The organism is Streptomyces sp. NBC_00523, from assembly GCF_036346615.1.
Lineage (GTDB): Bacteria > Actinomycetota > Actinomycetes > Streptomycetales > Streptomycetaceae > Streptomyces.
On record NZ_CP107836.1, the window covers coordinates 3,377,430 to 3,403,517 of the forward strand.

Consider the following 26,088-nt stretch of genomic DNA (forward strand, 5'->3'; position numbering starts at 1 on the left):
GTTGCGGGCGGTTCAGTTGGGCTGGGTGGCGTTGACCCGGACTTCGCGCAGCACCGGGCTCCAGACCTGGTACGTGCGCCCGCGCCGCTCATCGATGGCCCCTTGCATCCGGGCGGCCAGCTCGACTCCGCAGAGCGAGGCGAGGGTGAGCACCCGGCCCGGGTTCTCGCGCACGACGTTGAGGGCGGCGCGCACGACGTTCCGCTTCCTCAGGGTGGCCGGCCGGTAGGACAGCCGGCGGTCCGCCGCCCGGTGCTGGCAGGCGATGCGGCGCCGCTGGCCGTAGAACTCGCGGACGTCGCTCGGCGGGAAGTTGCGCACCTCGGCCTCGGAGACGTACGCGAGAAGGCCGCCCTGCCGGATCACCTCGGCCTCCATCACCACCTCGTCGCAGTGGATGCCCGTGGGCAGCCCCTCCGGCACGAAATCTCGTCGCAGTGCCACGACTTCGCCGAGCTTGGGCTGCATGGAGGCGATCTCGTGATGCATGCGCCAGAGCAGATCGTGCATCCGCCCGGTCAGCCCAGCCGTGCCGTGCGTGGCGATACGGGGTCCGGTCATCCCGCACCGCGGATCGCGCCTCATGGGCTCGACGAGGCGTTCCACGAGACCCGGCGCGACCACCAGGTCCGCGCCGGCGATCACCAGGACGTCGCCCGTGGCCCGGGCGAGGAAGTCGTTGATGGCGGCCAGCTTGCCTTCGCGCTTCGGTCTGTTCACCACGGTGAGGCGGGCGTCATGGCGGACGTAGGCCTCGGCGGCCGCGACGGTGCTGTCCGTGCTCGCGCAGGACAGCACGAATATCTCGAGTATCTTCGCCTGCTCCGGCTCCTGCGCGAGCATCGCCTCGATCGCGCGGCCGACGGTGTGTTCCTCGTTGTGGGCGAAGATGCCGATACTGACCTTCACTCCGTTCTTCCCCCTGCTCAGTAGCGGTCGAGGTCGCGCGGCGGTCCGCTGATCATGTTGAGGTACTCGTAGAAGCCGAAGCCGTAGAAGTCGCGGCGCGCGGGCGAAAGCGACTCCAGCACCGAAGGGGCCATGCTCAGCTGGAAGTTCTCCTGCTGGCGGATGTACGGACGGCAGTAGTACGCGAGCACGCCGGTGCGCGGGGAGCCGGCCGACCGGTTGGCCCCCGTGCCGTGCCAGATCCGGCCGTCGATGACCAGGGCGGTACCGGCGGGCCCGGTGGCGGGCACCATCGAACCTTCCGGCGGCGGGCCGTCGAGCAGATGGCTGCCCGGCGCGACCAGGGTGGCCCCGTTCTCCTCCGTGAACTCGTCGACCATCCAGATGACATGGGCCGCGAGCGCCTGCGGCCAGGGACGTGCCGCCCAGTCCTGGTCCCAGTGCGGCGTCATGGCACCGCCGCCCGGACCGGTGATGTTGGCACTCAGGTTGGACATGCGCACATCCGGCCCCAGGCAGGACTCCATGAGCGCGAGGGCGGTGGGGTGTTCGGCGAGCTTCAGGAACGACTCACCGCGGTTGAACAGCGCCCAGACGCGCTGGTTCGACCCGTCGGAATAGATGTGGTCGTTGTCGTCGGCCAAGTCCTTCGCCGCTTCCGCGTGAATTGTTTCGCGGAGCTCACCGACTTCTTCCTCGGACAGCGCACCGGCCAATCGTGCGCATCCGTATGCGCGTACGTGCTCGATGGCAGTGCCGAGGTCATCGGTTATGTCGGGCAGGGCAGGAATCAGATCGGCTGCGTCCGTCACTACATCCCCCTTGTGAGGTGACCAGATCTTCAGTCGGCAAACAGTGAAGCACACGAAGGCGTCTTCATGGCGGACGAAAAAATCTAATCAAAGCGACATAGAAGACATCTCGATCACCGTCCTGGCGGGTGCCGGGGGCATGTGCTCTGCGTTACACCTTTGATCCCACGACCTGTGGAACCGCTGGTAGTTGACGTGACGTCATGGGTGAAGGAGCGGGTGCGGCCCGCCCTCTCGGTCCGTCACGGAAGACGCTTGACGGTGCGATCTTGCTGGGTACTATCAATGCAGACACGGGGGAGGTGTCCGATCAATTGCATTCTGCAATAGTGCTTCGTTCGTCCGACGCCGTCGAATTCGTCAAGAACTGGCCCGCGGAGATCACCGCGACCGAGTTCTGCCGGCCCGAATGGGTCCTTTCCGCATGGAACAGCCTGCCCGAGCTCGGGAAGCCCGCCGTGGCCGTCGTCCGCGACGACGACGCCTGGGCCGCGGTGGCACTCACCGAAGCCGGTGAGCCGGGCGCGGGCACGCTCACCCTCGCCGGCCAACCGCTGGGGGACGAGCACGACCTGGTCCTCCACCGCCCTGATCAGGCAGGCGAGTTGGTCACCGCACTGGTGGGGCTGCTGGAGGACGTCGCCGCCGAGGTCGGCAAGAAGGTCACGCTCGACGCCCTGGCGCCGAACGGCCACCTGACCCGGGAACTGCGGCGGTCCCCGCAGTGGGCCCTGGAGACGGAGGCCGCGCCCGTCATCACGCCGGCACTGGCCCGCGTCAACGCCGCGAGACATGCACGAAGAAGGCGCTATCTGGGCGGCCGGGGGCCTCTCACCTTCGGTGTCGTCACCGGGGACGAATTGACGGTCGCCGAAGGCGAAAGGTTCCTGCGGACAAGATTCGAGAACTGGACCCGGCAGGGACGCATCGACCAGCTTCCCTCGGTCGAACGCCTCCCCGGATTTCCTCACTTCATGGGCACCATGATGTGCGGGCTGGCACAACGCAATATGGCCAGGCTATGGGTGCTCGAACTGAACGGCCTCCGCATAGCCGAGGACCTGCATGTCGGCCCACCGGAGGATCCCCTTCTCTATATGCGCAGCTATTCCACGGACTTCAGAAAGTACAGTCCGGGAAGAATCCTGCTGGAAGAAACGCTCGGACAACTCACCGCTCGCGATTGCGCACGCCTCCGGACCGGGCGCGGTGACGAGCTCTACAAACTCGATGCCGGGGCCGGGCAGGAATGCGTCCTGCGGGCGGAATTCGCCCCGAAGTAGCACCGGCCGTACTCGGAAGGCCCGGGAAGTGCCGCGGCCTCCCTCACACGTCACTACCGAAGGACATCCGTTGAACGAGACCGAGCGCTACCTCTTCGACCTCAACGGCTACATCGTGCTGCGCGATGTGCTGAGCCAGGAGGAGCTGACCGCCCTCAACGCGGGCGTCGACGAGGCGGGCGTACCCGAACTCCTGGAGAAGACGCACTACATCCACACCGGGTTCCCCGACTCCGAGGAGGGCAACGACGACGAGTCCATGGGCCCGGTCGACCTGACGAACGGTCTCCTCAGCGACTGGGGCAAGCCGTTCCGGGACCTCGTCGACCACCCGCGCATCCTGCCGGCCCTGGAACAGCTCCTGGGCCCCCAGCTCCGCATCGACCACAGCTACGCGATCTTCATGCGCGCCGGCGCCGGCGACGGAACCCCGCACCACCTGCACAACGGCGCCACACCGTTCGACCCCTCGCAGTACTACCTCGTCCGCGACGGCCGCATGCACAACGGGCTGGTCGTCGTCTCCTTCGCGCTCAGCGACGTCAACCCGGGCGACGGAGGCTTCTGCGTCATACCCGGCAGCCACAAGTCGTCGTTCCCCGTCCCGGACGAGATCCGCGCGATCACCGGCGAGGAACCGCCCGTCGTCCACGTGCCCATGAAGGCCGGCGACGCGGTCATCTTCACCGAGGCCGTCACCCACGGATCGCTCCCCTGGGCCGCCGGGCACGACCGGCGCGCGGTTCTCTGCAAGTACGCCCCCGGGCACATCCAGTGGGAGAAGGCATCCCCCTGGGCCAACCTGGACCAGCCCTGGACCCCGCGCCAGCGGCAGCTGCTCACGGGCCCGTACGCCGGTGGGCGCCCGGAGATCCGTACCGAAGCCGAATAGACCCCACTTCCGCCCACCCCTGATACGAGACACGAGGAACGAGTCCGGTGATCTCCACCATCGATCCGCAGCAGCCCGCGCTCGAAGCGGACGTAGTCGTTGTCGGCGCCGGCCCCGCGGGGATGGCGGTGGCTTCGGGACTCATCGAAGCCGGCCGCCACGTCCTCGTACTCGACAGCGGAGCCTTCCGCCCCGCCCCCGACCCCGATCTGGGCGGCGGCCGGATCGAGGGCGGCAACCCGTACTACAACCTCGCCGCGTGCCGGCCGCGAGGTCTCGGCGGCAGCACGACGCTGTGGGGCGGCTGGATCGAACCGCTCGACCCCATCGACTTCGAGGACCGCCCCGAGGTCACCGGCGCGTCCGGCTGGTGCCTGGACCACGCGGAGCTCGCGCCGTACTACTCCGAAGCGCTCGCCTTCTGCGGGGTGCCCGACAAGGTGGACCTCAGGTCCTGGAAGCGCCAGGACGAGGCGCGTGCGGCGGGCTCCCCGCTGGAGTCGCGGTGCTTCCCGGCGCTCGGTGCCGTCCAGCTCGGCCACCGGCACGCCGGGATGTTCACGACGGGCCGGGCGGACCTCCTGCTCGACGCGACGGTGACGCGGATCGTGACGTCACCGGACGGGTCGAGCGTCGACCACCTGGTCGTGGCGTCGCCGAAGGGCGAGTGCCGCGTCACCGGCGGCTCCTTCGTCCTGGCCGCCGGCGGCTTCGAGACACCCCGCCTGCTCCTCGCCTCGGCGAACGGTCAGTGGCCCGAGGGTCTCGGCAACGGCCATGACATCGTGGGCCGTTACTTCATGGAGCACCCTCACGTCGACATCCTCCGCTTCCGCGGCAACGCCGCCGACTTCGACCTGGGCTTCTTCGCGGGCGAACCGGCCGGGACGTCCCGTGACGGACAGCCCATGTCCACGACCGGCGCCCTGATGCTCTCGGACGACGCCTGCCGCGCGGCCGGGGTGGGCAGGGCGCAGCTGTTCCTGGAGGAGGTGGGCGACCACACCCAGCACCGCATCGCCGTGGAGCACCGGGACCGCCCCGTCCACCTGAAGCAGAGCGTGCCCGCCACGAGCGACGAACTGGCCCTCGTCGCGGTGACCGAGCAGATCCCGAACCGCGACAGCCGCGTCGTCCTCGGCGAGGACCGGGACCGCTACGGAGTGCCCAAGCCGGTCGTCCACTGGGAGCTCACGGACACGGACCACCGCACGGTGGACGTGGCGGCGGCCGCCGCCCGCGACCTGCTGCACACCCTCGGCGCCACCGAGGCCCGCATACGCCCCAACGCCTGGTCCCTGGACACCGTCGGCGGCCCCCACCACCTGGGTACCACCCGCATGGCCGACTCCCCGTCCGAGGGCGTGGTGAACAGCGACAGCCGCGTACACGACGTCACCAACCTGTACATCGCGGGCGGCTCCACCTTCCCCACCGGCGGCTACGCCCCACCCACCCTGACGGTAGTAGCCCTGGCCCTCCGCCTCGCCCACCACCTGACGACCTGACCCGCAGGCCCGAAACCAAAAACCCCAGGTCACGAAAGTGACCTGGGGTTCTCGACTGAGCCGCCTTCGGGATTCGAACCCGAGACCTACGCATTACGAGTGCGTTGCTCTGGCCAACTGAGCTAAGGCGGCGCGCCCTGTTCGCACCATGATGCGATCAGCAGCGACGCCAAGTCTACACAGTTTCCAGGGGTGCTCCGAACCAGCCCGTTCCGGCACCGTTCGCGCAGGTCAGCGGCACTTCTTGTGCGCGGCGGGCGGGGTGCCCTCCAGGAGATACGTATTGATCGCCGTGTCGATGCAGTCGCTGCCGCGTCCGTACGCGGTGTGGCCGTCGCCCTCGTAGGTGAGGAGGGTGCCCGAGGAGAGCTGGTCCGCCAGGGACTCGGCCCAGGCGTACGGGGTGGCCGGGTCGCGGGTGGTGCCGACGACGACGATGGGGGCGGCGCCCTTCGCCTCGATGCGATGGGCGGTGCCGGTGGCGGGGACGGGCCAGTGGCCGCAGTTCAGGGCCGCCCAGGCGAAGCCCCTGCCGAAGACCGGGGACGCCTTCTCGAAGGAGGGGAGCGCCTTCTCGACGGCCTCGGGACCGGTGAAGGCGGGCGGGAGGTCGAGGCAGTTCACCGCGGCGTTGGCGAACATCAGATTGGTGTACTTACCGCTCGGCTCACGCTCGTAGTAACTGTCGGCCAGGGCCAGCAGCCCGGCACCGTCACCCGACTCGGCACCGGTCAGCGCGCTCCGGAGCTGGGGCCAGGCCGACTCGTCGTACATCGCGGCGATGACGCCCGTCGTGGCGAGCGATTCGCCCAGCTCGCGGGACTCGCCCGTGCGGATCGGGTTCTCGTCCAGGTCGGCGAAGAGCTTCTTCAGGCGGTCCGCCGCATCCGAGGCGGACGTGCTCCCGAGCGGGCAGTCCGCCTGCTGCACGCAGTCCTTCGCGAACGACTGGAACGCCATCTCGAACCCCGCCGTCTGGGCCCGGTTCATCTCCACCGACGAGAGCGAGGGGTCCATCGCCCCGTCGAGGACCAGGCGGCCGGTGCGGCCGGGGAACAGCTCGGCGTACGTCGCCCCGAGGAACGTCCCGTACGACGCCCCCACGTAGTTCAGCCGCTCGTCGCCGAGCAGGGCGCGCAGCATGTCCATGTCGCGAGCGGTCTCCACGGTCGAGACATGCGGCAGCACCTCGCCCGAGCGCTTATCGCAGCCCGAGGCGAACTTCTCGAAGGCGTCACTCAGCTTCGTGACCTCGGCGTCGTCGTCCGGGGTCTGGTCCACCTGCGTGTACGCGTCCATCTGCGGCCCGGTCAGACACTCGACGGGCTCGCTGCGCGCCACCCCGCGCGGGTCGACGGCCACCATGTCGTAGCGGGCCCGCACCTGGGCGGGGTAGCCGATCCCTGCGTAGCCCTGGAGGTAGCCGATAGCCGATCCGCCGGGGCCGCCCGGGTTGACCAGGAGGGAGCCGATCCGTTTGCCGGGGCCGGTGGCCTTCTTGCGCGAGACGGCCAGCTTGATGTCGCCGCCGTCCGGCTTCGCGTAGTCCAGCGGCGCCTTCATCGTCGTGCACTGGAAGCCGCTGACTCCGCAGTCCCGCCAGCTGAGGTGCTGCGCGTAGTACGACTTCAGGGCGGCCGGGACCGCCGAGGGCGACGCGGACGCCGTGTCGGCGGAGGACGAGGTTCCCGACGACGAGTCTCCGCCGCTGCACCCGGAGACGAGCAGGCCGGCGGTGCCGAGCGCGAGGGCGAGAGTGCGGAACGGGCGCCTGGTGTCCATGCCCGGAGCGTAGCCGCAGCCCGGCCGTTCACCCGATTCCTTGCTCTTTCGGGTGATCCGGCGGGTGTACGGGCACGCCGTCTCAGCCCGCGCGCAGCGCCATCGTCATCGCCTCCACCGCCAGCAGCGGCGCCACATTGCGGTCCAGGGCGCGGCGGCAGGCCGACACCGCCTCGATCCGGCGCAGCGTGCGCTCCGGGGTGGACGCGCGGGCGACGCGGTCCAGGGCGTCCTCGGCGTCGGCGTTGGCTATCGCGATCCGCGAGCCGAACTGCAGGGCGAGCACATCGCGGTAGAAACCGGTCAGTTCGGTGAGCGCCAGGTCGAGGCTGTCGCGCTGGGTGCGGGTCTTGCGGCGCTTCTGCCTGTCCTCCAGCTCCTTCATCACCCCGGCCGTGCCGCGCGGCATCCGGCCTCCGGCGGCGGCCCCGAGCGCCGCCTTCATGTCCTCGGTCTCCTTTGCGTCCACCTCCTCGGACGCCTGCTTGGCGTCCTCGGTCGCGGTGTCGATCAGCTCCTGAGCCGCCTTCAGGCAGCCCCCGATGTCCTCGACGCGCAGCGGCAGCTTCAGCACCGCGGCCCGCCGCGCCCGGGCCCGCTCATCCGTGGCGAGGCGGCGCGCCCGGCCGATGTGCCCCTGCGTCGCACGGGCCGCGGCTGCGGCCCGCTCCGGGTCGATGCCGTCCCGGCGCACCAGCACGTCCGCGACGGCGTCGACCGGCGGCGTACGCAGGGTGAGGTGGCGGCACCGCGACCGGATCGTCGGCAGCACGTCCTCCAGCGAGGGCGCGCAGAGCAGCCACACCGTGCGCGGGGCGGGCTCCTCGACCGCCTTCAGCAGGACGTTGCCCGCGCCCTCGGTGAGGCGGTCGGCGTCCTCCATGACGATGACCTGCCAGCGCCCGACGGCCGGCGAGAGCTGGGCGCGGCGCACCAGCTCACGGGTCTCCTTCACACCGATGGAGAGCAGGTCGGTGCGGATCACGTCGACGTCCGCGTGCGTACCGATGAGGCTGGTGTGGCAGCCGTCGCAGAAGCCGCAGCCCGGCGCCCCGCCCAGGGCGCGGTCGGGGCTCGTGCACTGGAGCGCTGCGGCGAAGGCCCGGGCGGCGGTGGAGCGCCCGGAGCCCGGCGGGCCGGTGAACAGCCAGGCGTGCGTCATCTTCGAGCCGGGCGGCACCGGCTCCCCCGCCGCGTCGGCGGTGACCAGCACATCGGCGTCCCGGGCGGCGGCGCCCAGCTGCTCCTGCACCCGGTCCTGGCCGACCAGGTCGTCCCACACGGACATGGGGCACCGCCTTTCCGCTTCGCTCGACGCGTGGCTCCCGTCGCTCCGGTCTCCCATTGTGAGGGACGGGTCTGACAACTCGGACGCCGATGGCCCCGCACCAGGGAAAGGTGCGGGGCCATCGGCGTCGTCCCGTAAGGGTGTCCCGGTCAGCGGCGCGGCCGTCGTCCCCGGCCCGAGGACTCCGGGCCCTCGTCGTCGTAACCGCCCAGCAGTTCGTCGGCCAGGCTGGGCAGGTCGTCCAGCGGGGTCTCCTCCGCCCAGTCGGGCCGGGGGCGCCGGGGTCGCTGCTGCTCCGCGTGCGGGTCGGTGACCTGCGGCAGCTCACGGGTGCGCTCGTTGTCGCCCTCCGGCTGCCGCTCGTCCCGGAAGATGCCGCGCGGCACGCGGCCGGCCGGGTCGGAGTCCCGTACGCCGGCACCGCGCCCGGTGTCCGGCACGGCGGGCAGCACGGTCGTCTCCTCGGAGTCGTCCGAGAACTTCGGGATCACGGTCGTCTCGTCCTGGTCGGACGGCCAGGGCCCCCGGCCGGAGCCGGACTCCGGCTCCCCGGGCGCGGGAACGGGCTGCGTGATCTCGTTCGGGTCCACGATCGGCGTGGGCACGGTCAACTCGTTGTCGGGCCCGGCGGGCCGGTCGCCGCTGCCGGAACCGCCGGCCTCCGATGAGCCCCCGGAGTCCTGCCGCAGCCGGGATTCCTCCTCCCGGGCGGCCCGGGCGCGGGCTTCCTGCCGTGCGGCCAGGGCGCGGGCCTCCTCCTCGCGGGCGGCCCGCTCACGGGCACGCTCCTCGGCGGCATCCGCTTCGGCCTGAGCCTTCGCCCGGGCCTCCGCTTCGGCCTGGCGGCGGGCGGCCTCGGCCCGGAGCAGGGCCTCCTCGGCCTTGCGCTGCTTCTCCAGCCGCGCGGCCTCGGCCTCCTTGCGGAGCCGGGCTTCCTCCTCCGCCTGCCGGCGCAGCCGCGCCTGCTCCGCTTCGTACGCCGCTTCCTGGGCCTCGCGGCGCACACGCTCGGCCTCGGCGACGCGGCGGGCCTCCTCAGCACGCTGCCGCTCCTCCTCGGCCTTGCGGGCGGCCTCCTCCTCGGCGCGGAGCCTGGCCTCCTCGGCGCGCTGCCGGGCTTCTTCCGCCTGGCGCTCGGCCTCGCGGCGGCGGGCTTCCTCCTCCTCGCGGCGCTTGCGCTCCTCCTCCTCGGCGCGGAGCTTGGCGAGCTGCTCCTGCCGCTCGCGCTCCAGGCGCTCCTCCTCGGCCTTGCGGGCGGCCTCTTCCTCGGCGCGGCGCCTGGCCTCTTCCTCGGCGGCCTTGCGGGCCTCCTCGCGGGCCTTGATCTCGGCCTCGGAGAGCGGCAGGACCTGGTCGAGGCGGTGGCGTACGACGGTGGTGATGGCCTCCGGTTCCTGCGCGGCGTCCACCACGAGGTACCGCGTCGGGTCGGCGGCGGCCAGGGTCAGGAAGCCGGAGCGCACCCGGGCGTGGAACTCGGGCGGCTCGGACTCCAGCCGGTCGGGCGCCTCGGTGAACCGTTCCCTCGCGGTCTCGGGCGCGACGTCCAGGAGGACGGTCAGGTGCGGTACGAGGCCACTCGTCGCCCAGCGCGAGATGCGGGCGATCTCGGTGGGGGCCAGATCGCGGCCCGCGCCCTGATAGGCGACGGACGAGTCGATGTAGCGGTCGGAGATGACGACGGCGCCGCGCTCCAGGGCCGGGCGGACGACCGAGTCGACGTGCTCGGCGCGGTCGGCGGCGTACAGCAGGGCCTCGGCCCGGTTGGAGAGCCCGGCCGACGACACGTCGAGCAGGATGGACCGCAGCCGCTTCCCGATAGGGGTCGCGCCCGGCTCACGGGTGACGACGACCTCGTGGCCCTTGGCCCGGATCCACTCGGCGAGCGCCTCGACCTGGGTGGACTTGCCGGCTCCGTCGCCGCCCTCCAGGGCGATGAAGAAGCCGTTCGCGGCGGGCGTGACGGCCGGGTCGCCGCCGCGCAGCGCCTCGCGCAGATCGCGCCGCAGCGGTACGCCGGAACGATCGTCCGTCTTCGCGAGGACGATGACCGCGACGGGCAGCAGCAGGGCGCCGACCAGCATCAGGGTGAACGCGGCGCCGCCGTGCGCGAAGACGAAGTCGCCGATGGTCAGCCGGTGGGTGCCGATGGCCGCGGCGACCAGGGGGCCGCCGACCGCGCCGAGGGCGATGAGGATCCGGACGACGGCCTGGAGGTGCTCGGTGATCCGGGTCCGGCGGGCCTCCTCGGTCTCCTGGTCGGCCAGGACGTGACCGGTGTTCGCGGCGACGCCCGCCGCGTATCCGGCGAGTACGGCGAGCAGGACGACGGTCGCGGTGTCCGGGACGAGGCCCATCGCCAGGAGGGCGATGCCCGTGACGGCGGTGGCGAACGAGAGCATCCGCCGCCGCGACAGGGTGGGCAGCACCTTGCCCGCCGTACGGATGCCCACACCCGTACCGCCGGTGAGGGCGAGGACCAGCAGGGCGAGCGTGACGGGCCCGCCGCCGAGGTCGCTGGCGTGCAGCACGGCGACGGCGGCCGCGGCCGCGATGGCTCCGGCGACCGCCGCGCAGGTGGCGACGATCAGCGGGATGGAACCGGTGCGGCCCTTGTCGGGCCCGTTCCCCGCGGACGGCCGGCGCAACCCCTCCAGGGGCGAGCGCGGGCGTGGCGTCTGTGTGGCGGGCAGTTGCAGGAAGTACAGGGTGGAGATGGAGGCGGAGAACAGCCCGGCCGCGACGTACGAACCGAGGGCCGCCTGATGGAAGGAGAACCAGTCCAGGCCGGAGCCCAGCAGGCTGCCGATCACCGTGGCGACCAGCAGAACGGCCGCGGCCAGCGGAACGGCCGCGAAGTCCGTACGCAGGGACAGCCGGCGCAGTGCGTCGAGGTGGTCCGGCAGCGGGCGCACGGCGGCGCCCTCGATCGGCGGGGCGGGCAGCAGCGCGGGCGCCGCGCTCTCCTTGGCGACGGTCCAGAGCCGCTCGGCCACCCCGGCCACGAAGACGGTGACGAGGATCATCGTGAGCGCGTTGGCGGGCGTCCAGTCGATCCACAGGGGCGCCACGACGAGCAGCAGGAGCCGCAACCCGTCGGCGCCGATCATCAGCCACCGCCGGTCGACCGGCCCGCCCGGTGCCGTGAGCGACGTCAACGGCCCCAGAAGTACGGCTCCGAAGAGCAGGGTGGAAATGATCCGGGCCCCGAACACGGCGGCGACGGCAAAGGCCGCCCCCCGGTATCCGGTCCCGAATGAGCCCTCGAGAACCGCCGCTTGCAGCGACAACAGCACCAGCACGAGAAGGGCGAGTGCATCGCCGGTACTGCCGACGAGCTGGGCGCTCCACAACCGCTTCAGCGGAGGAACACGCAACAGGGCTCGCACGGCGCGCTCGCGTGAGTCTGCGGCAAGTGCGTCGGAGGTGGGGCTCACGACCGTAGGCTGCTCGGCTCGCGTCATCCGCCCAGCCTAACGGCCCACCCACATCCCCCGTGCCCCGCCCGCCAATCCAGCCCCGCCGCACCACCAAGCCCCGCCGGCGTTTGAGGCGCGGGGTCCGGGGCGGAGCCCCGAAACTCCAGCCCCTCCGGCGCTTGAGGCGCGGGGGCCCGGGGCGGAGCCCCGAAACTCCAGCCCCGCCGGCGCTTGAGGCGCGGGGGCCCGGGGCAGAGCCCCGAAACTCCAGCCCCGCCGGCGCTTGAGGCGCGGGGCCCGGGGCAGAGCCCCGGTTTCGGGAAGGGGCGGGTAGGGGAAGACGCCCGCCGCAGGCGCCCCCTACTCCTCCGCCGCAGCCTTCTTGGCGACAGCCTTCTTCGTCGTGGTCTTCTTCGTCGTGGTCTTCTTCGCCGGCGCCTTCTTCGCCGCAGCCTTCTTCGTCGTCTTCTTCTTCGCCGGCCCCTTGGCCCGCTTCTCCGCCAGCAGCTCGAACCCCCGCTCCGGCGTGATGTCCTCGACACTGTCCCCGGTACGCAGCGTCGCGTTCGTCTCCCCGTCGGTGACGTAAGGACCGAACCGCCCGTCCTTCACGACGACCGGAGCCCCGCTCACCGGATCCGTGCCCAGCTCCTTCAGCGGCGGCTTCGCCGCGGCCCGCCCCCGCTGCTTCGGCTGCGCGTAGATCGCCAGCGCCTCTTCGAGCGTGATATCGAAGAGCTGGTCCTCGGAGGTCAGCGACCGCGAGTCCGTGCCCTTCTTCAGGTACGGCCCGTAGCGCCCGTTCTGCGCCGTGATCTCCACGCCTTCGGCGTCCACGCCGACCACCCGCGGCAGCGACATCAGCTTGAGCGCGTCGGCCAGCGTCACCGTGTCGATCGACATCGACTTGAACAGCGAGGCCGTCCGCGGCTTCACCGCGTTCTTGCCGGTCTTCGGCGTGCCCTCGGGCAGCACCTCGGTGACGTACGGCCCGTAGCGGCCGTCCTTGGCGATGATCTGGTTCCCGCTGACCGGGTCCGCGCCGAGTTCGAAGTCGCCGCTCGGCTTGGCCAGCAGCTCCTCCGCGTACTCGACGGACAGCTCGTCGGGGGCCAGGTCCTCGGGGACGTCCGCGCGCTGGTGGCCCTCGGAGTCCTTCTCGCCGCGCTCGATGTACGGGCCGTAGCGGCCGACGCGAAGCTTGATGTCGTTGCCGACGGGGAAGGACGAGATCTCCCGCGCGTCGATCGCGCCGAGGTCGGTGACGAGCTCCTTGAGCCCGCCGAGGTGGTCGCCGTCGCCGTTGCCCGCGTCGGAGGCCGCCCCCGCACCGGCCGCGTCGTCGCCCTCCTGCGTACCGAAGTAGAACCGCTTCAGCCACGGCACGGACTGGGCCTCACCGCGTGCGATGCGGTCGAGGTCGTCCTCCATGCGGGCCGTGAAGTCGTAGTCGACGAGCCGGCCGAAGTGCTTCTCCAGCAGGTTGACGACGGCGAACGAGAGGAACGACGGCACCAGGGCCGTGCCCTTCTTGAACACATAGCCGCGGTCGAGGATCGTCCCGATGATCGAGGCGTACGTCGACGGCCGGCCGATCTCGCGCTCTTCGAGCTCCTTGACCAGCGACGCCTCGGTGTACCGGGCGGGCGGCTTCGTCGCGTGGCCGTCGACCGAGATCTCGTCGGCGGACAGCGCGTCGCCCTCGGTGACCTGCGGCAGCCGCCGCTCGCGGTCGTCCAGCTCGGCGTTCGGGTCGTCGGCGCCCTCGACGTACGCCTTCATGAAGCCGTGGAAGGTGATCGTCTTGCCGGACGCGGAGAACTCGGCGTCCCGCCCGTCGCTCGCCCGGCCGCCGATCTTGACGGTGACCGAGTTACCGGTCGCGTCCTTCATCTGGGAGGCGACGGTCCGCTTCCAGATCAGCTCGTACAGCCGGAACTGGTCGCCGGTGAGGCCGGTCTCGGCAGGCGTGCGGAAGCGGTCGCCCGAGGGGCGGATCGCCTCGTGCGCCTCCTGCGCGTTCTTGACCTTGCCGGCGTACGTACGCGGCTTCTCGGGCAGGTAATTCGCCCCGTACAACTGCGTGACCTGCGCCCGGGCCGCGGAGACCGCGGTGTCCGAGAGGGTCGTGGAGTCGGTACGCATATAGGTGATGAAGCCGTTCTCGTACAGCTTCTGCGCGACCTGCATCGTGGCCTTCGCCCCGAAGCCCAGCTTCCGGCTCGCCTCCTGCTGGAGGGTCGTCGTACGGAAGGGCGCGTACGGGGAGCGGCGGTACGGCTTCGACTCGACGGACCGCACGGCGAACGAGGAGTCCGCGAGCGCGGCGGCCAGGGCCCGGGCGTTCGCCTCGTCCAGGTGCAGCGTCTGGCCGGAGCCGGACTTCAGCTGCCCGTCCGCGCCGAAGTCGCGGCCCTGGGCGATGCGGCGCCCGTCGACGGCGCTGAGCCGGGCCGTGAAGGTCGAGGGGTCGGAGGCGTCGCCGCCCCGCCCGGTGGCGAAGGTTCCGGTCAGGTCCCAGTACTCGGCGGAGCGGAAGGCGATGCGCTCGCGCTCCCGCTCGACGACGAGCCGGGTGGCGACGGACTGGACGCGGCCCGCCGAGAGCTTCGGCATGACCTTCTTCCACAGGACCGGCGAGACCTCGTAGCCGTAGAGGCGGTCGAGGATACGGCGGGTCTCCTGGGCGTCGACCATGCGCTGGTTCAGCTCGCGCGGGTTGGCGACGGCGGCGCGGATCGCGTCCTTGGTGATCTCGTGGAAGACCATCCGGTGGACAGGGACCTTGGGCCGCAGGACTTCCTGGAGGTGCCACGCGATGGCTTCGCCCTCGCGGTCCTCATCGGTGGCGAGGAAGAGTTCGTCGGACTCGGCCAGCAGCTGCTTCAGCTTCCTGACCTGGGCCTTCTTGTCCGCGTTGACGACGTAGATCGGCTCGAAGTCGTTCTCGACGTCGACGCCGAGACGGCGCACCTCACCGGTGTACTCGTCGGGCACCTCGGCGGCACCGTTCGGGAGGTCGCGGATGTGCCCGACGCTCGCCTCGACAACGTATCCGGGGCCGAGGTAGCCCTTGATCGTCTTCGCCTTGGCAGGGGACTCGACAATGACGAGTCGGCGGCCGCCCTGTGCGGTCTCGCTGGTCGGGGACAACTTCGCTCTTCTCTCCGGTCGACGCTCGGTGGGCATCCGGGGCAGCGCGAGGGCGCTGCCGACAGTGCTGTCGCTGCGGAGTGTGACGGTACAACCCGCCCCCGTGTCAAACGGCAAAAGCCCGCAACGGCCACTCGAACGGTAACCCGACTTCCGCCATTCCTGCCGCCCGGCCCGCTCGGTCCGCCGCGCGCACGGCCACGGCCTGCGGGTTTCGGTACGGTCCGGACCGCCCTGCGGGTGCGGGGCGCGAGGGTCACGCGGCCCGGGCGTGTTTCCGGCCTCACCACCGGGTCCTGGAGCGGCCCGGCCTCGTACACCTGCCGCACCGGCGTACTCACGCGCGGCCGAAGCACCACACCCCGAGGACGAGGAAAAGTACGCCGAACACGGTGGCGAGTGCGGTGGAGACAAGGGGGCGCACCCCGTACGCCACCGGCGCGCGGTTCAGCACACGCGCCCCCGTCCACAGCAGCAGCGCCGCGCCGAACAGTGCGAACGTCGTTCCGGCGAGGACAGCGGGCCCGCTCTCCATTCCGTACGCCTCCCTCTTCCCCTGCCACATCTCGGATACGCGGGGAGGCTCCCACCGCGGAGCGTCGCGGACGCCAACGCGGGGTGAACAGCAGGGCGCGTCACATCACGTCGAGCGTCGCGCGCCGCCTGCTCCCCCGTTCGAACAGGGCGAGCAGGACGACGGCGAGCAGGGCGTACCCGGCGCCCGTCAGCAGTTCCGCGGCGATGCCCCGGCCGTCGAGCCCGGCCCCGGCGGACAACTGACGCGCCGCGTCGGCGGCGTGAGTCAGCGGCAGTACGTCCCCGACGGCCCGCATCCAGCCCGGCAGGGTCTCCCGCGGCACGTTCGCACCGGTCAGGAGCAGGAGTACGGAAGCGGCCACGTTCGATACGAGAAAGACGTCCCGGAAGCGCAGCCCCAGGGCCCCCAGCGCCAGGCCGAAGGCGGAGCATCCGGCAGCGGCGGCGAGCAGCACCGCGCCGAGCCCGGGAAGAGCCCCAAGCGGAATGCGCAGGCCGAGCAGGAGGCAGGCGGCGGAGAGCGTGAAGACGCTGATGACGAGGCCGTTCAGCACATACGGGAGGGCCCGGCCGAACCAGAGCGGAGCACGGTGGCGGGGGCTGAGCAGGACCGCGCCGAGCGTCCCGTAGCGCCGCTCGTTGGCGACGGCCATCGTGCCGCCGTACACACAGGCTGTGGACGAGGAGATCACGGCGTTGCCGAGCAGGTAGAAGCGGTCGTCGGCGAGGCCCAGCTGCCGTCCCAGGAAGACGAAGAAGAGGAGTTGCAGCAGCGGGCCGACGAGCAGGGTGCCGATGAACATGGGCGGTGTCGTCCAGTTGAAGAGCGCCCGGTACGAGAGCGCGCCGCCGATCACCACGAGCCTGGCCGAGGAAACGATCCGGCGGCGGAGGCCGGGCGCGGAACCGGAATCCGCGTGGGGGATACGGGCGGGCATGCGGCAACTCCTGGGGTGGGGCGGAAGGGGAGGCGGGGAGGGCAGGGTCGGCGCGGGCGGCGCGCCGGGTCAGGCCAGGGCGAGGGTCGCGGCGGCCCGCGCGCGCTGTTCGACGCGTCCCAGCACGAGGACGGCGAGCAGCGCGTAGAGCGCCCCGAGTCCGAGGGCGGCGCCCATCGGGACCAGCACCTCGGCCGCGCCCGCGCCGCCGGAGGTCGCCGCGTGCACCGCGCGGGAGCCCCAGGTGGTGGGGAGCGCCCAGGAGACCGGACGCGTCCAGTCCGGCAGGACGGTGATCGGCACGAGCATTCCGGAGAGCAGCCACACGGGCGCGTCCAGCGGGTTGGCCAGCGCGTTCGCGTTGCGCAGCAGGACGAAGGTGGCGGCGAGCAGCAGCCCCATCATCCCGAGCGAGAGCACACAGACCGGGACGGCGGCCAGGAAGAGCACCGGATGCGCGAAGTCCAGCGGCACGTCGAAGAGCACGGCGCCCCAGAGCACCGTCGCGCCCATGGAGTAGGTGCCGATCACAGCGGTGGCCAGGGTGATGGGCAGCAGGACGAGGGCGAGCGGGGTGGGCGAGGCGACGAGCGTTTCCAGGGTGCCCAGCCAGCGCTGGTTCTGCACGGCCCCGCCCGATCCGAAGAGGACCGAGGACCAGATGCCCATCAGCCCCGCGCCGACGGCCGCGGTCAGCAGCCGGTCGGGGTCGTCGGCGGCGCGGAAGAGGTAGACGGAGAGCGTCGCGTAGACCAGGGGGACGAGGACGGCGAAGGTGATCTCCAGCGGCGAACGGCTCATGTACGACACGTGCGTCCGCACGCCGACGGTGGTCAGGCGCAGGGCCCGGGCGGGCGTCATGCGGCGACCTCCCCGTCGAGGTGGCGGTCCGTTCCGGCAACGGGGGCCTGCTCGCCGGGACCCGGCCCGGTCGGTGCGGGCTCCGCGCGGGAGGGCTCGTCCGCCTCCTCCACGATGGCGATGTAGGCGTCCTCCAGCGTGGGTTCCCGGGTGACGACCCGTCCGACGCGGACCCCGTCGAGCGCCGCCAGGACCTGTCCGTGCAGGTCGGCGCCGTGCTCCGTCTGCACGATGACGGCCTGTCGGCTGCCCCGGTCCTCGGCGGCCACGCCGTGCACACCGGCCACGGCACGGATGCGTTCGAGGTGGTCCTCGCCCGCCCCGTACGCCTCGATCTCCAGGATGCCGCGTTCCTGGACGCGGGACTTGAGCCGGTCCGGGGTGCCGAGTGCCTTGATCGTGCCGCCCGCGATGACGGCGATCCGGTCGCACAGCTCGTCGGCCTCCGCCATGTAATGCGTGGTCAGCAGCACCGTGGTGCCGTCGGCGCGCAGGTCGGCGACGGTGCGGCGGAGGTCGCGCGCCGCCACCGGGTCCACGCCGATGGAGGGTTCGTCCAGGAACAGCACATCGGGGCCGTGCAGCAGGCCGCGCGCGATGTGCAGCCGCTGCCGCATGCCCCGCGAGTACCCCTCGACGCGCTCCTTCTCGCGCCCGGCGAGGCCGACCAGGTCGAGGAGTGCGGCGATCCGCCGCTTCTGGTCCCGGGGCTCGACTCCGTACAGCTCGGCGAAATAGCGCAGGTTGTCGAGGGCGGAGAGCCGGTCGTACAGGCCCCGGTCACCGCCGAAGACGTACCCGATCCGGCGGCGTACGGCGACCGGGTCGGACGCCACGTCGTGCCCCAGCACCCGGGCCGTGCCGGAGGTGGGCAGCAGCAGGGTGTTGAGCATCTTGATGGTGGTGGTCTTGCCCGCGCCGTTCGGCCCGAGCAGCCCGAAGAGTTCGCCGCGCGCCACCTCGAAGGTGATCCCCCGCACGGCTTCGGTCTCGGTGCGGCGCGGACGCAGGAAGCCGCTCCGGCTGGTGTAGGTGCGGCGCAGGTTCTTCGCCTCGATCGCAAGCATGGCCCGGACGCTAGGTCCGTCGCTGCCGCTCTGCCATCGATTCGGAACCCCCCGAATCGTCCGCGCTCGCGCTCATGAGACCGCGCGCAGCACGTCCTCCCCGGAGAGCAGCGCGAGGAGGGCGCGGCCGGTGTCGGTGAGCTGGTAGTAGACGCTGCGGCCTATCCGGTGCCGGGTGACGACACCGGCCTCGGCGAGGGCCGACAGATGCTCGGAGACCGTGCTCGGCGCGAGCCCCAGCCGGTCGGCTATCCCGGCGGTGGTGAGCGGACCGCCGAGCTGGCGCAGCACGGAGGCCCGGCCCCGGCCGAGCAGCAGTCCGAGCCGGTCGCCGCTGTCGGCGCGCTCCACCGGCCGCTCGCGCAGGGCGCCCGCGCCGCGCGCCTGGAAGGACACCGTCAGGACCTCGGGGTCGTCAGTGGAGTAGAGACGGCAGCCCTCCGCGAAGACGAGGGGCACGAGCAGGAGCCGCCGCTCGCCCGCCCGGTACTCGGCGTCGATGTGCTTCGTCAGCTCCAGGACGGGTGGCTGCCACTTGGCCCGGCTCTCCAGGCCGGTGAAGAGCGCGTCGATGCCCTCGGTGGCGAAGGTCCGCGCCCGGATGAGCACTTCGTCCTCGACCAGGCGGCGCATGACGGGCCAGTGGGCGGCCATCGCGCCCTCCCAGTACGCCGCGTACGCATCGGCGAGCGCCGCGCACGCGCCTTCGGGATCGGCGAGATAGGGGCGTACGTACGGATGGTCCTCCAGCCCCGCGTAGTGCTCGGCGATTCCCGCGCGTACGGCGTCGGCCGGGGTGGTCCGTACGGCGTCGAGCTCCGTCCCGACGGAGGTGGCGCCGACCGGCCGGGGCAGCATGAAGTCGGGGAACTGGTGCGGACCGTCGATCAGCAGCCGGAGCGCATGCGTCCGCTCGTCCTCGCGCAGCACCTCGCGGGCCCGCACCACCCACTCCTCGTACGGGCGGGAGGGGTGGCGGTGCGGCATCGCGAGATGGAGGCTGCAGAAGGCGTCCCACAGCGGGCTGATGGCGATACGGGTCGCGCCGAGCGACGCCTCGTCCAGCTCGATCCGGATCATCCGGTCACCGCCCGCCCGGGGGCAGCGGCTCCAGGAAGCCCTCCTCGACCAGCAGCCGGATGGCCTGCGGGGTGCGGTCCCGGAGCAGCACGGGGTCCTCGTTCATCAGCTGGGCGATCGCGTCGAGGATGCGCCCGGCGGGCAGCGAGCCGTCGCAGACACCGGCGAACCCGGCGCCGACCGCGTCGACCTTGGTGGCCCGCCGCATGCCCCGGTTCTGACGGAGCACCACATGCTCCGGGTCCTCCGCGCCGGGGAGTCCCACCTGCTCCTGGACCACCTCGGCGGCCAGGGTGAAGTGGGCGGCGAGGAGCGCGGCGTCGTCCTGCTCGCGCAGATAGTCCTGGCGGGCGAAGTGCGCCTCGACGGCGGGGCCGAGCGGCTGCTCCACCGCGTGCGGCCACTCCTCGATCACGACGGAGGGCTTCCCGGCCGCGGCCGCGGCGGACTTGCGCAGCGTGATCCAGCCGAAGCCGACGCCCTTCGTCCGCCGCGCCTCGAACTCGTCCAGCCAGGCGTCGTACCGCGCCTCGTACTCCGCCGGGTCCGTGCGGTGGTCGCCGCTGTCGCGCAGCCACAGCTCGGCGTACTGCGTGACGTCCTGCACCTCGCGCTGCACGATCCAGGCGTCGCAGCCCTCCGGGACCCAGGTGCGCAGCCGGTCCTGCCACTCCTCGTCCTCGGTGTGCTCCCAGTTGGCCAGGAAGTGCGCGAAGCCGCCCTCGTTGAGCCGGTCGCCGGTCTGCCGCACCAGGGTCCGGCACAGGTCGTCACCGGCCATTCCGCCGTCGCGGTAGGTGAGCCGGGCGCCCGGGGAGATGACGAACGGCGGGTTGGAGACGATCAGGTCGAAGGTCTCGGCGCCGACCGGCTCGTACAGCGAGCCTTCGCGCAGGTCGGCGGGGGCGGCGCCGGACAGGGCGAGGGTGAGCCGGGTGAACGCGAGGGCGCGCGGATTGAGGTCGGTCGCCGTGACCCTGGTGGCGTGCTGCGCGGCGTGCAGCGCCTGGATGCCGGAGCCCGTACCGATATCGAGGGCGGAGCCGACGGGCTTGCGGACGGTGATCCCGGCCAGGGTGGTGGAGGCCCCGCCGATGCCGAGGACGACGCCCTTCTCGTGCGAGCCGATCCCACCGGCGCCGCCCACCGCGCAGCCGAGGTCGGAGACGATGAACCAGTCCTCGCCGTCCGGCCCGCCGTACGGCCGCACATCGACGGTCGCCCGCACCTCGCCGGCCGTCTCGGCCAGCCAGCCGTCCGCCACGCACTCCTTCAGCGGGAGCACGGCCGCCGCCCGCTCGACGGGCACGGGGCGCTGGAGGAGGAAGAGGCGCACCAGCGTGTCGAGCGGCGCGTCGCCACGGGTGGCCCGCAGCGCCGGGACCGTCTCACTGCGCGCCAGCGCGGCGTAGGCGGACCCGCCGAGCCGGTCGAGGAGCCCGTCGGCCGTGAACGCGGCCGCGAGCAGGGCCTCGCGGAACCGGTGCGCGTGGTCCGCCGCGGGAAGGTCTGCTGCGAAAAGGCTGGTCTTACTCACGTGCTCCATTGTGACGGCTCCCGCTGACAACGGCAGCGGCCCGGCCACCGCACCGGGTATCCCCGGGGTGGCCGGGCCGCTCACCCGGTTTCCGTCCGCTCTCCGCGGGCCGTGACGCCGTGCGCCCGGTTACGCCTTCTTGCTGGCGGACGCGGAGGGAGACGCTTCCTTCGACGGCTCAATCGAAGGCTTGGACGAGGGCTCGGAGTCGTCCGACGATCCGCCCGAGGGAGACGCCGAGGCGGTCGGCTTCTGGCAGCCCTCCTGCTTGGCCATCGCGGTGCCGACCTCGCCGGACTGGAGCTTCTGCAGCGCCTGGTCACCGCTGGTGCTGATCTTGTTCAGCTCCTCCGCGATGCTCTTGAGTCCGTCGGCGAACTTGCCCTGGTCCTTCGTCTCCAGGTCGTCGACCTTCTCCTGGAGCTTCGCGTAGGCCGCGGAGGAGGCGTTGAGCTCCTTCACCGCCTCCTTCTGCGTGGTCTCGCCGTCGTCCACCGGCGGCGGACCCGCCGATTCGACGGCCGAGCCCAGCGCCTTGTACGCCTGCGAGATCTGCTGGAAGGCTGCGGAGTCGGTCTTCTGGACGTCCGCGGGCTTGCTGTTGTCGGAGGTCTGCTGCTGGATGGACGCGTTGGCGTTCGCGATCTTCTGCAGCTGCGGCTGAACCTGGTCGCAGACCTTCTTCGCCCAGTCGTTCACCTTGTCGTCGCTGTCGTCGCTGCAGCCCGACAGTGCCAGTACGAGTACCGCACCGCCGGACAGCGCGGCTGCAAGCTTCTTGTTCACCGGTTTGGTCCCTTCCAAGGCTCTCGGCCCCGGAACTTACACGCCGAACGCCCTCCATCCGGGTGCCAGGCGTCCGATAGGCAGGCTTTTGCAGCCATTTGCACCAAGGGAAATGAGGGATACGCAACTCACCCGGACAGCCCTCACCGAGGTGAACACGCGAACGATTCTTCACTCTCGCGGGAGACCGACGGGGCGGACGCGGCGTCAGAACGACCCTCTGGGAAGAGAACTGAGCGCGCGTCGTTCGGGACGTGCGTCGGCACCGCTCAGGGAAGAACGGCGACCGGCGTCTTCGGCCAGCTCATCCGGATGACCCCGCCCTCCGCACCGGACCTGACCTCCACGTCGTCGACGAGGCCGCTGATGACCGCGAGGCCCATCTCGTCCTCCTCGTCGGCCTCGGCCTCATCGGGTCCTCCGCCGGAGGTGCCGCCTCGCCCGGAGACCCCGCCGGGAACGGAGCCATCGGCGCCGGGGCCCGGCACCTCGTCCCCGACCTCGATGGCGAAGGTCTTCTCCTCCTCGATCAGGCGGACCGTGACGGGAGCCGTGATGCCGTGGCTGCGGTGCAGGCCGACGGCGCGGCTGCACGCCTCGCCCACGGCGAGGCGGACCTCGTCAAGCACGGCCTCGTCCACTCCGGCCCTGCGCGCCACGGCCGCCGCCACGAGACGGGCGGTCCTGACGTGTTCGGGCTGGGCGCTGAAGCGGAGTTCAACGGTGGCCATGCGATCCCCCTCGAACGTACGTATGTGCATGCCAGGGACAGGCCGCGCGACCCGAAGCCCCGGCTCCCTCTGGGGACCCTGGCTCCCGGCGCCGAGCGGACTCTCCCGGACGGATCGGGCGGCTGACGAACAACAGCTGACAAATAAATCGGCCACGGCCGCCGACCGGGTGATCCCGGCAGCCCGCTGCACGCCCCACCGGCCACGGCGGGACAGGGACTGCCACCCCGGCAGGCTCCCTGCGGAGCCGCCGCGGGCGGGCCGCCGCCGGACCGGCACGAACCGGCCCGGCGCCGGGCCGGACGTCAGTCGGTGGCCGCGACGGCCTCGTCGACCGTGGTGTGGATCGGGAACACCTTGGTCAGACCGGTGATCCGGAAAATCTTGAGAATGCGCTCCTGGTTGCACACCAGGCGCAGCGAGCCCTCATGGGCCCGCACCCGCTTCAGGCCGCCCACGAGCACGCCGAGGCCGGTGGAGTCGAGGAAGTCGACGCCTTCCATGTCGACAACCAGGTGGTAGCTGCCGTCATTCACCAACTCGACCAACTGCTCGCGCAGCTTGGGCGCGGTATACACATCAATCTCGCCACCGACCTCGACGACCGTACGGTCGCCACCAGGGCCGGACACATTGCGAGTCGACAAGGACAGGTCCACGGATCCTCCAGCACCTTGCTATCGAGCGGTCGCCCCTCGGTCTCCCCGACGGAGCCGGGGGACGGATCGCCAGCCGCGATGGCATTCAATCACTTACCGGCAGCCATGCACGACGCCTTCGGACCATTGTCCGCCTCGCCAGTGACACACTCGGTGCCGATGGCCAAGAATCAACGCCCCAGTCGACCCCCGGGGAGTGGGGGCTCCCGCCCCTCTCCCGACATGGTCCTCGACCGGCTCGCCGCAGGGGCGGGCCGGTCCGCGCGCATCACTCATACGGAGCACTTGCCCCCGCGCGCGGGAACCCATGCAGTCTGGCCCGATCGCATCCGTCCGGAAGTGATCGCCGCCATCCATAAGGCCGGCATCGACCACCCCTGGGCCCATCAGGCGGCCGCCGCGGAGCACGCGCTGGACGGCACGTCGGTCGTGATCGCCACCGGAACGGCGTCCGGCAAGTCCCTGGCCTACCTCGCCCCGGTCCTCAGCGCCCTCCTGGACGGCTCCGAAGCCCCGAACGGGCGCGGCGCCACCGCTCTCTACCTCTCCCCCACCAAGGCCCTGGCCGCCGATCAGCGACGCTCGGTCAAGGCACTCGCGGCCCCGCTGGGCAACGGCATCCGGCCCGCCGTCTTCGACGGCGACACGCCGGTCGAGGAACGCGAGTGGGTGCGCCAGTACGCCAACTACGTCCTCACCAACCCCGACATGCTGCACCGGGGCATCCTCCCGTCACACCCCCGCTGGTCCTCCTTCCTGCGCTCCCTGCGCTATGTCGTCATCGACGAGTGCCACACCTACCGGGGTGTCTTCGGCTCCCACGTCGCCCAGGTGGTGCGCCGGCTCCGCCGTCTCTGCGCCCGCTACGGCTCCGATCCCGTCTTCCTCCTCGCTTCCGCCACCTCCGCCGAGCCCGCCCTCGCGGCCGGCCGCCTCACCGGCCTCCCCGTCACGGAGGTGGCCGACGACGCCTCCCCGCGCGGCGAACTGGTCTTCGCCCTGTGGGAACCCCCGCTGACCGAGCTGCACGGCGAGAAGGGGGCTCCCGTACGCCGTACCGCCACGGCCGAGACCGCCGACCTGCTCACCGACCTGACCGTCCAGGGCGTCCGCTCGGTCGCCTTCGTACGCTCCCGACGCGGCGCCGAGCTGATCTCCGTCATCGCCAAGGAGCGCCTCGCCGAGGTCGACCGCACCCTGCCGTCCCGGGTCGCCGCCTACCGCGGGGGGTACCTCCCCGAGGAACGCCGCGCCCTGGAACGCGCCCTGCACTCCGGCAGCCTCCTGGGCCTCGCCGCCACCACCGCCCTCGAACTCGGCATCGATGTGTCCGGGCTGGACGCCGTCGTCATATCCGGCTACCCGGGGACGAGGGCGTCCCTCTGGCAGCAGGCGGGCCGGGCCGGGCGGGCGGGTCAGGGCGCCCTCGCCATCCTGGTGGCCCGCGACGATCCGCTCGACACCTTCCTCGTCCACCACCCCGAGGCCCTGTTCGAGCAGCCCGTGGAGTCGACCGTCCTGGACCCGGACAACCCGTACGTCCTCGCACCCCACCTCTGCGCCGCCGCCGCGGAGCTGCCGCTCACCGAGAACGACCTCCCGCTCTTCGGCCCGGCCGCAGCCGGACTCCTCCCCCAGCTGGAAACCGCCAGGCTGCTCCGCAAACGGCCGTCGGGCTGGCACTGGACCCGGCGTGAGCGGGCCGCCGACCTCACCGACATCCGGGGCGAGGGCGGCCGCCCCGTCCAGATCGTGGAAGAGGGCACCGGCCGGCTGCTGGGCACCGTGGACGAGTCCGCCGCCCACAGCGCCGTGCACGAGGGCGCCGTCCACCTCCACCAGGGCCGCACCTACCTGGTCCGCAAACTGGACCTGGAGGACTCCGTGGCCCTGGTCGAACAGGCCGACCCGCCGTACTCGACCACCGCCCGCGACACCACCTCCATCGCCGTCCTGGACACCGACACCGAGATCCCCTGGGGGGACGGCCGCCTCTGCTACGGGTCCGTCGAAGTCACCAACCAGGTCGTCTCCTTCCTCCGCCGCAGACTGATCTCCGGCGAGGTGCTCGGCGAGACCAAGCTGGACCTGCCGCCCCGCACCCTGCGCACCCGAGCCGTCTGGTGGACGGTGACCGAGGACCAGCTCGACGCCGCCCGGATCAACCCCGAGATCCTCGGCGGCGCGCTCCACGCCGCCGAGCACGCCTCGATCGGCATGCTGCCGCTCTTCGCCACCTGCGACCGCTGGGACATCGGCGGGGTGTCCGTCCCGCTGCATCCCGACACCCTGCTGCCCACGGTCTTCGTGTACGACGGCCACCCGGGCGGCACCGGATTCGCCGAGCGCGCCTTCCACACCGCCCGCGAGTGGCTGTCCGCCACGCGCCTGGCCATCGCGTCCTGTGAGTGCGACGCGGGCTGCCCGTCCTGCATCCAGTCCCCCAAGTGCGGCAACGGCAACGACCCCTTGCACAAACGAGGCGCCGTCCGCCTCCTCACGGAACTCCTCCGCTCCGCTCCGGGCGGGGAGACGGGCGAGGCGGTCGGAGCGGTCGGGGCCGACGAGCCGGGGGATGCGGTGGAGGGCCAGGAGGGTGCGCTGGGGGGCCTCGGCGGGGCGGACCGGGGGCCCGGCGGGGCGGCCCAGCAGCCGGGCAGGGCGCCCCAGGGGCCTGGCGTTCCGCCGGAGAACCGGGGCGCTACGGCGGAGGGCCCGGGCCACCCGGCTGAATCCGGTCCGGGCCACCGCGCTGATCCCGGCCCGCCCGGGGCGGCGGCACGCCCGCCGGAGGAACAACCTCCGCCGGCCCCGCCCGGGACCTGACCTCCGGCGCGTACGGCCCG

The 26,088-nt window shown here is 71.8% G+C and carries 19 protein-coding genes and 1 tRNA gene; 4 read left to right on the plus strand and 16 right to left on the minus strand.

The genetic code is table 11. The features are described 5' to 3' along the window. Positions 1 to 12: 12 nt before the first annotated feature. Positions 13 to 909 (minus strand): glycosyltransferase, encoded by an 897-nt coding sequence (locus OHS17_RS15240; protein WP_330312626.1) that lies wholly within the window; start codon positions 907 to 909, stop codon positions 13 to 15. A 17-nt stretch (positions 910 to 926) separates the two neighbouring features. Further along, complete coding sequence (locus tag OHS17_RS15245; protein WP_330312627.1) at positions 927 to 1,775, minus strand: phytanoyl-CoA dioxygenase family protein; 849 nt, start codon at positions 1,773 to 1,775, stop codon at positions 927 to 929. 215 nt (positions 1,776 to 1,990) lie between these two features. Here OHS17_RS15245 and OHS17_RS15250 point away from each other — a divergent pair, with 215 nt between their 5' ends. From OHS17_RS15250 to OHS17_RS15260, 3 genes are all read left to right on the plus strand, one after another. Further along, positions 1,991 to 3,004: a GNAT family N-acetyltransferase gene (locus OHS17_RS15250; RefSeq protein WP_330312628.1), complete on the plus strand. Its 1,014-nt coding sequence runs from the start codon at positions 1,991 to 1,993 to the stop codon at positions 3,002 to 3,004. A gap of 70 nt (positions 3,005 to 3,074) precedes the next feature. Then, positions 3,075 to 3,896, plus strand: a complete 822-nt coding sequence (locus OHS17_RS15255; RefSeq protein WP_330312629.1) for a phytanoyl-CoA dioxygenase family protein — start codon at positions 3,075 to 3,077, stop codon at positions 3,894 to 3,896. Between the two features lie 47 nt (positions 3,897 to 3,943). Continuing rightward, positions 3,944 to 5,404, plus strand: a complete 1,461-nt coding sequence (locus OHS17_RS15260) for a GMC family oxidoreductase (protein ID WP_330312630.1) — start codon at positions 3,944 to 3,946, stop codon at positions 5,402 to 5,404. 58 nt (positions 5,405 to 5,462) lie between these two features. Here OHS17_RS15260 and OHS17_RS15265 read toward each other — a convergent pair. From OHS17_RS15265 to OHS17_RS15330, 14 genes are all read right to left on the minus strand, one after another. Continuing rightward, positions 5,463 to 5,536: transfer RNA gene (locus OHS17_RS15265), tRNA-Thr, on the minus strand. Positions 5,537 to 5,635: 99 nt separating this feature from the next. Continuing rightward, entirely contained in the window at positions 5,636 to 7,186 is a 1,551-nt protein-coding gene (locus OHS17_RS15270) for an alpha/beta hydrolase (RefSeq protein ID WP_330312631.1), read from the minus strand. 82 nt (positions 7,187 to 7,268) lie between these two features. Further along, positions 7,269 to 8,474, minus strand: coding sequence for a DNA polymerase III subunit delta' (locus OHS17_RS15275; protein WP_330312632.1), 1,206 nt, complete (start codon positions 8,472 to 8,474; stop codon positions 7,269 to 7,271). 149 nt (positions 8,475 to 8,623) lie between these two features. Then, a complete protein-coding gene (gene tmk / locus OHS17_RS15280; protein ID WP_330312633.1) occupies positions 8,624 to 11,938 on the minus strand; it encodes a dTMP kinase in 3,315 nt (1,104 codons plus the stop codon). 315 nt (positions 11,939 to 12,253) lie between these two features. After that, positions 12,254 to 15,046: a type I DNA topoisomerase gene (topA, locus tag OHS17_RS15285; protein ID WP_330312634.1), complete on the minus strand. Its 2,793-nt coding sequence runs from the start codon at positions 15,044 to 15,046 to the stop codon at positions 12,254 to 12,256. Between the two features lie 337 nt (positions 15,047 to 15,383). Further along, on the minus strand, positions 15,384 to 15,581 hold the full coding sequence (locus tag OHS17_RS15290) for a hypothetical protein (RefSeq protein ID WP_026171399.1): 198 nt from the start codon (positions 15,579 to 15,581) through the stop codon (positions 15,384 to 15,386). Positions 15,582 to 15,681: 100 nt separating this feature from the next. After that, entirely contained in the window at positions 15,682 to 16,521 is an 840-nt protein-coding gene (locus tag OHS17_RS15295) for an ABC transporter permease (RefSeq protein WP_330312635.1), read from the minus strand. A gap of 69 nt (positions 16,522 to 16,590) precedes the next feature. Next, positions 16,591 to 17,382, minus strand: a complete 792-nt coding sequence (locus tag OHS17_RS15300) for an ABC transporter permease (protein WP_330312636.1) — start codon at positions 17,380 to 17,382, stop codon at positions 16,591 to 16,593. Next, the gene (locus tag OHS17_RS15305) at positions 17,379 to 18,449 is read right to left on the minus strand and encodes an ABC transporter ATP-binding protein (protein ID WP_330312637.1); all 1,071 of its coding nucleotides are present in this window, start codon (positions 18,447 to 18,449) and stop codon (positions 17,379 to 17,381) included. The genes OHS17_RS15300 and OHS17_RS15305 overlap by 4 nt, the downstream gene beginning before the upstream one ends. Before the next feature lie 72 nt (positions 18,450 to 18,521). Next, entirely contained in the window at positions 18,522 to 19,529 is a 1,008-nt protein-coding gene (locus OHS17_RS15310; RefSeq protein WP_330312638.1) for a helix-turn-helix domain-containing protein, read from the minus strand. A 4-nt stretch (positions 19,530 to 19,533) separates the two neighbouring features. Beyond that, positions 19,534 to 21,075, minus strand: coding sequence for a class I SAM-dependent methyltransferase (locus OHS17_RS15315; RefSeq protein WP_330312639.1), 1,542 nt, complete (start codon positions 21,073 to 21,075; stop codon positions 19,534 to 19,536). Between the two features lie 120 nt (positions 21,076 to 21,195). Further along, the gene (locus OHS17_RS15320) at positions 21,196 to 21,852 is read right to left on the minus strand and encodes a small secreted protein (RefSeq protein ID WP_330312640.1); all 657 of its coding nucleotides are present in this window, start codon (positions 21,850 to 21,852) and stop codon (positions 21,196 to 21,198) included. A 269-nt stretch (positions 21,853 to 22,121) separates the two neighbouring features. Beyond that, on the minus strand, positions 22,122 to 22,583 hold the full coding sequence (locus OHS17_RS15325; protein ID WP_330312641.1) for an ATP-binding protein: 462 nt from the start codon (positions 22,581 to 22,583) through the stop codon (positions 22,122 to 22,124). Positions 22,584 to 22,888: 305 nt separating this feature from the next. Further along, positions 22,889 to 23,242, minus strand: coding sequence for an STAS domain-containing protein (locus tag OHS17_RS15330; RefSeq protein ID WP_003967428.1), 354 nt, complete (start codon positions 23,240 to 23,242; stop codon positions 22,889 to 22,891). A gap of 78 nt (positions 23,243 to 23,320) precedes the next feature. Between OHS17_RS15330 and OHS17_RS15335 the strand changes: the two genes are divergently transcribed. Further along, positions 23,321 to 26,068 (plus strand): DEAD/DEAH box helicase, encoded by a 2,748-nt coding sequence (locus tag OHS17_RS15335; RefSeq protein ID WP_330312642.1) that lies wholly within the window; start codon positions 23,321 to 23,323, stop codon positions 26,066 to 26,068. Positions 26,069 to 26,088: the final 20 nt, after the last annotated feature.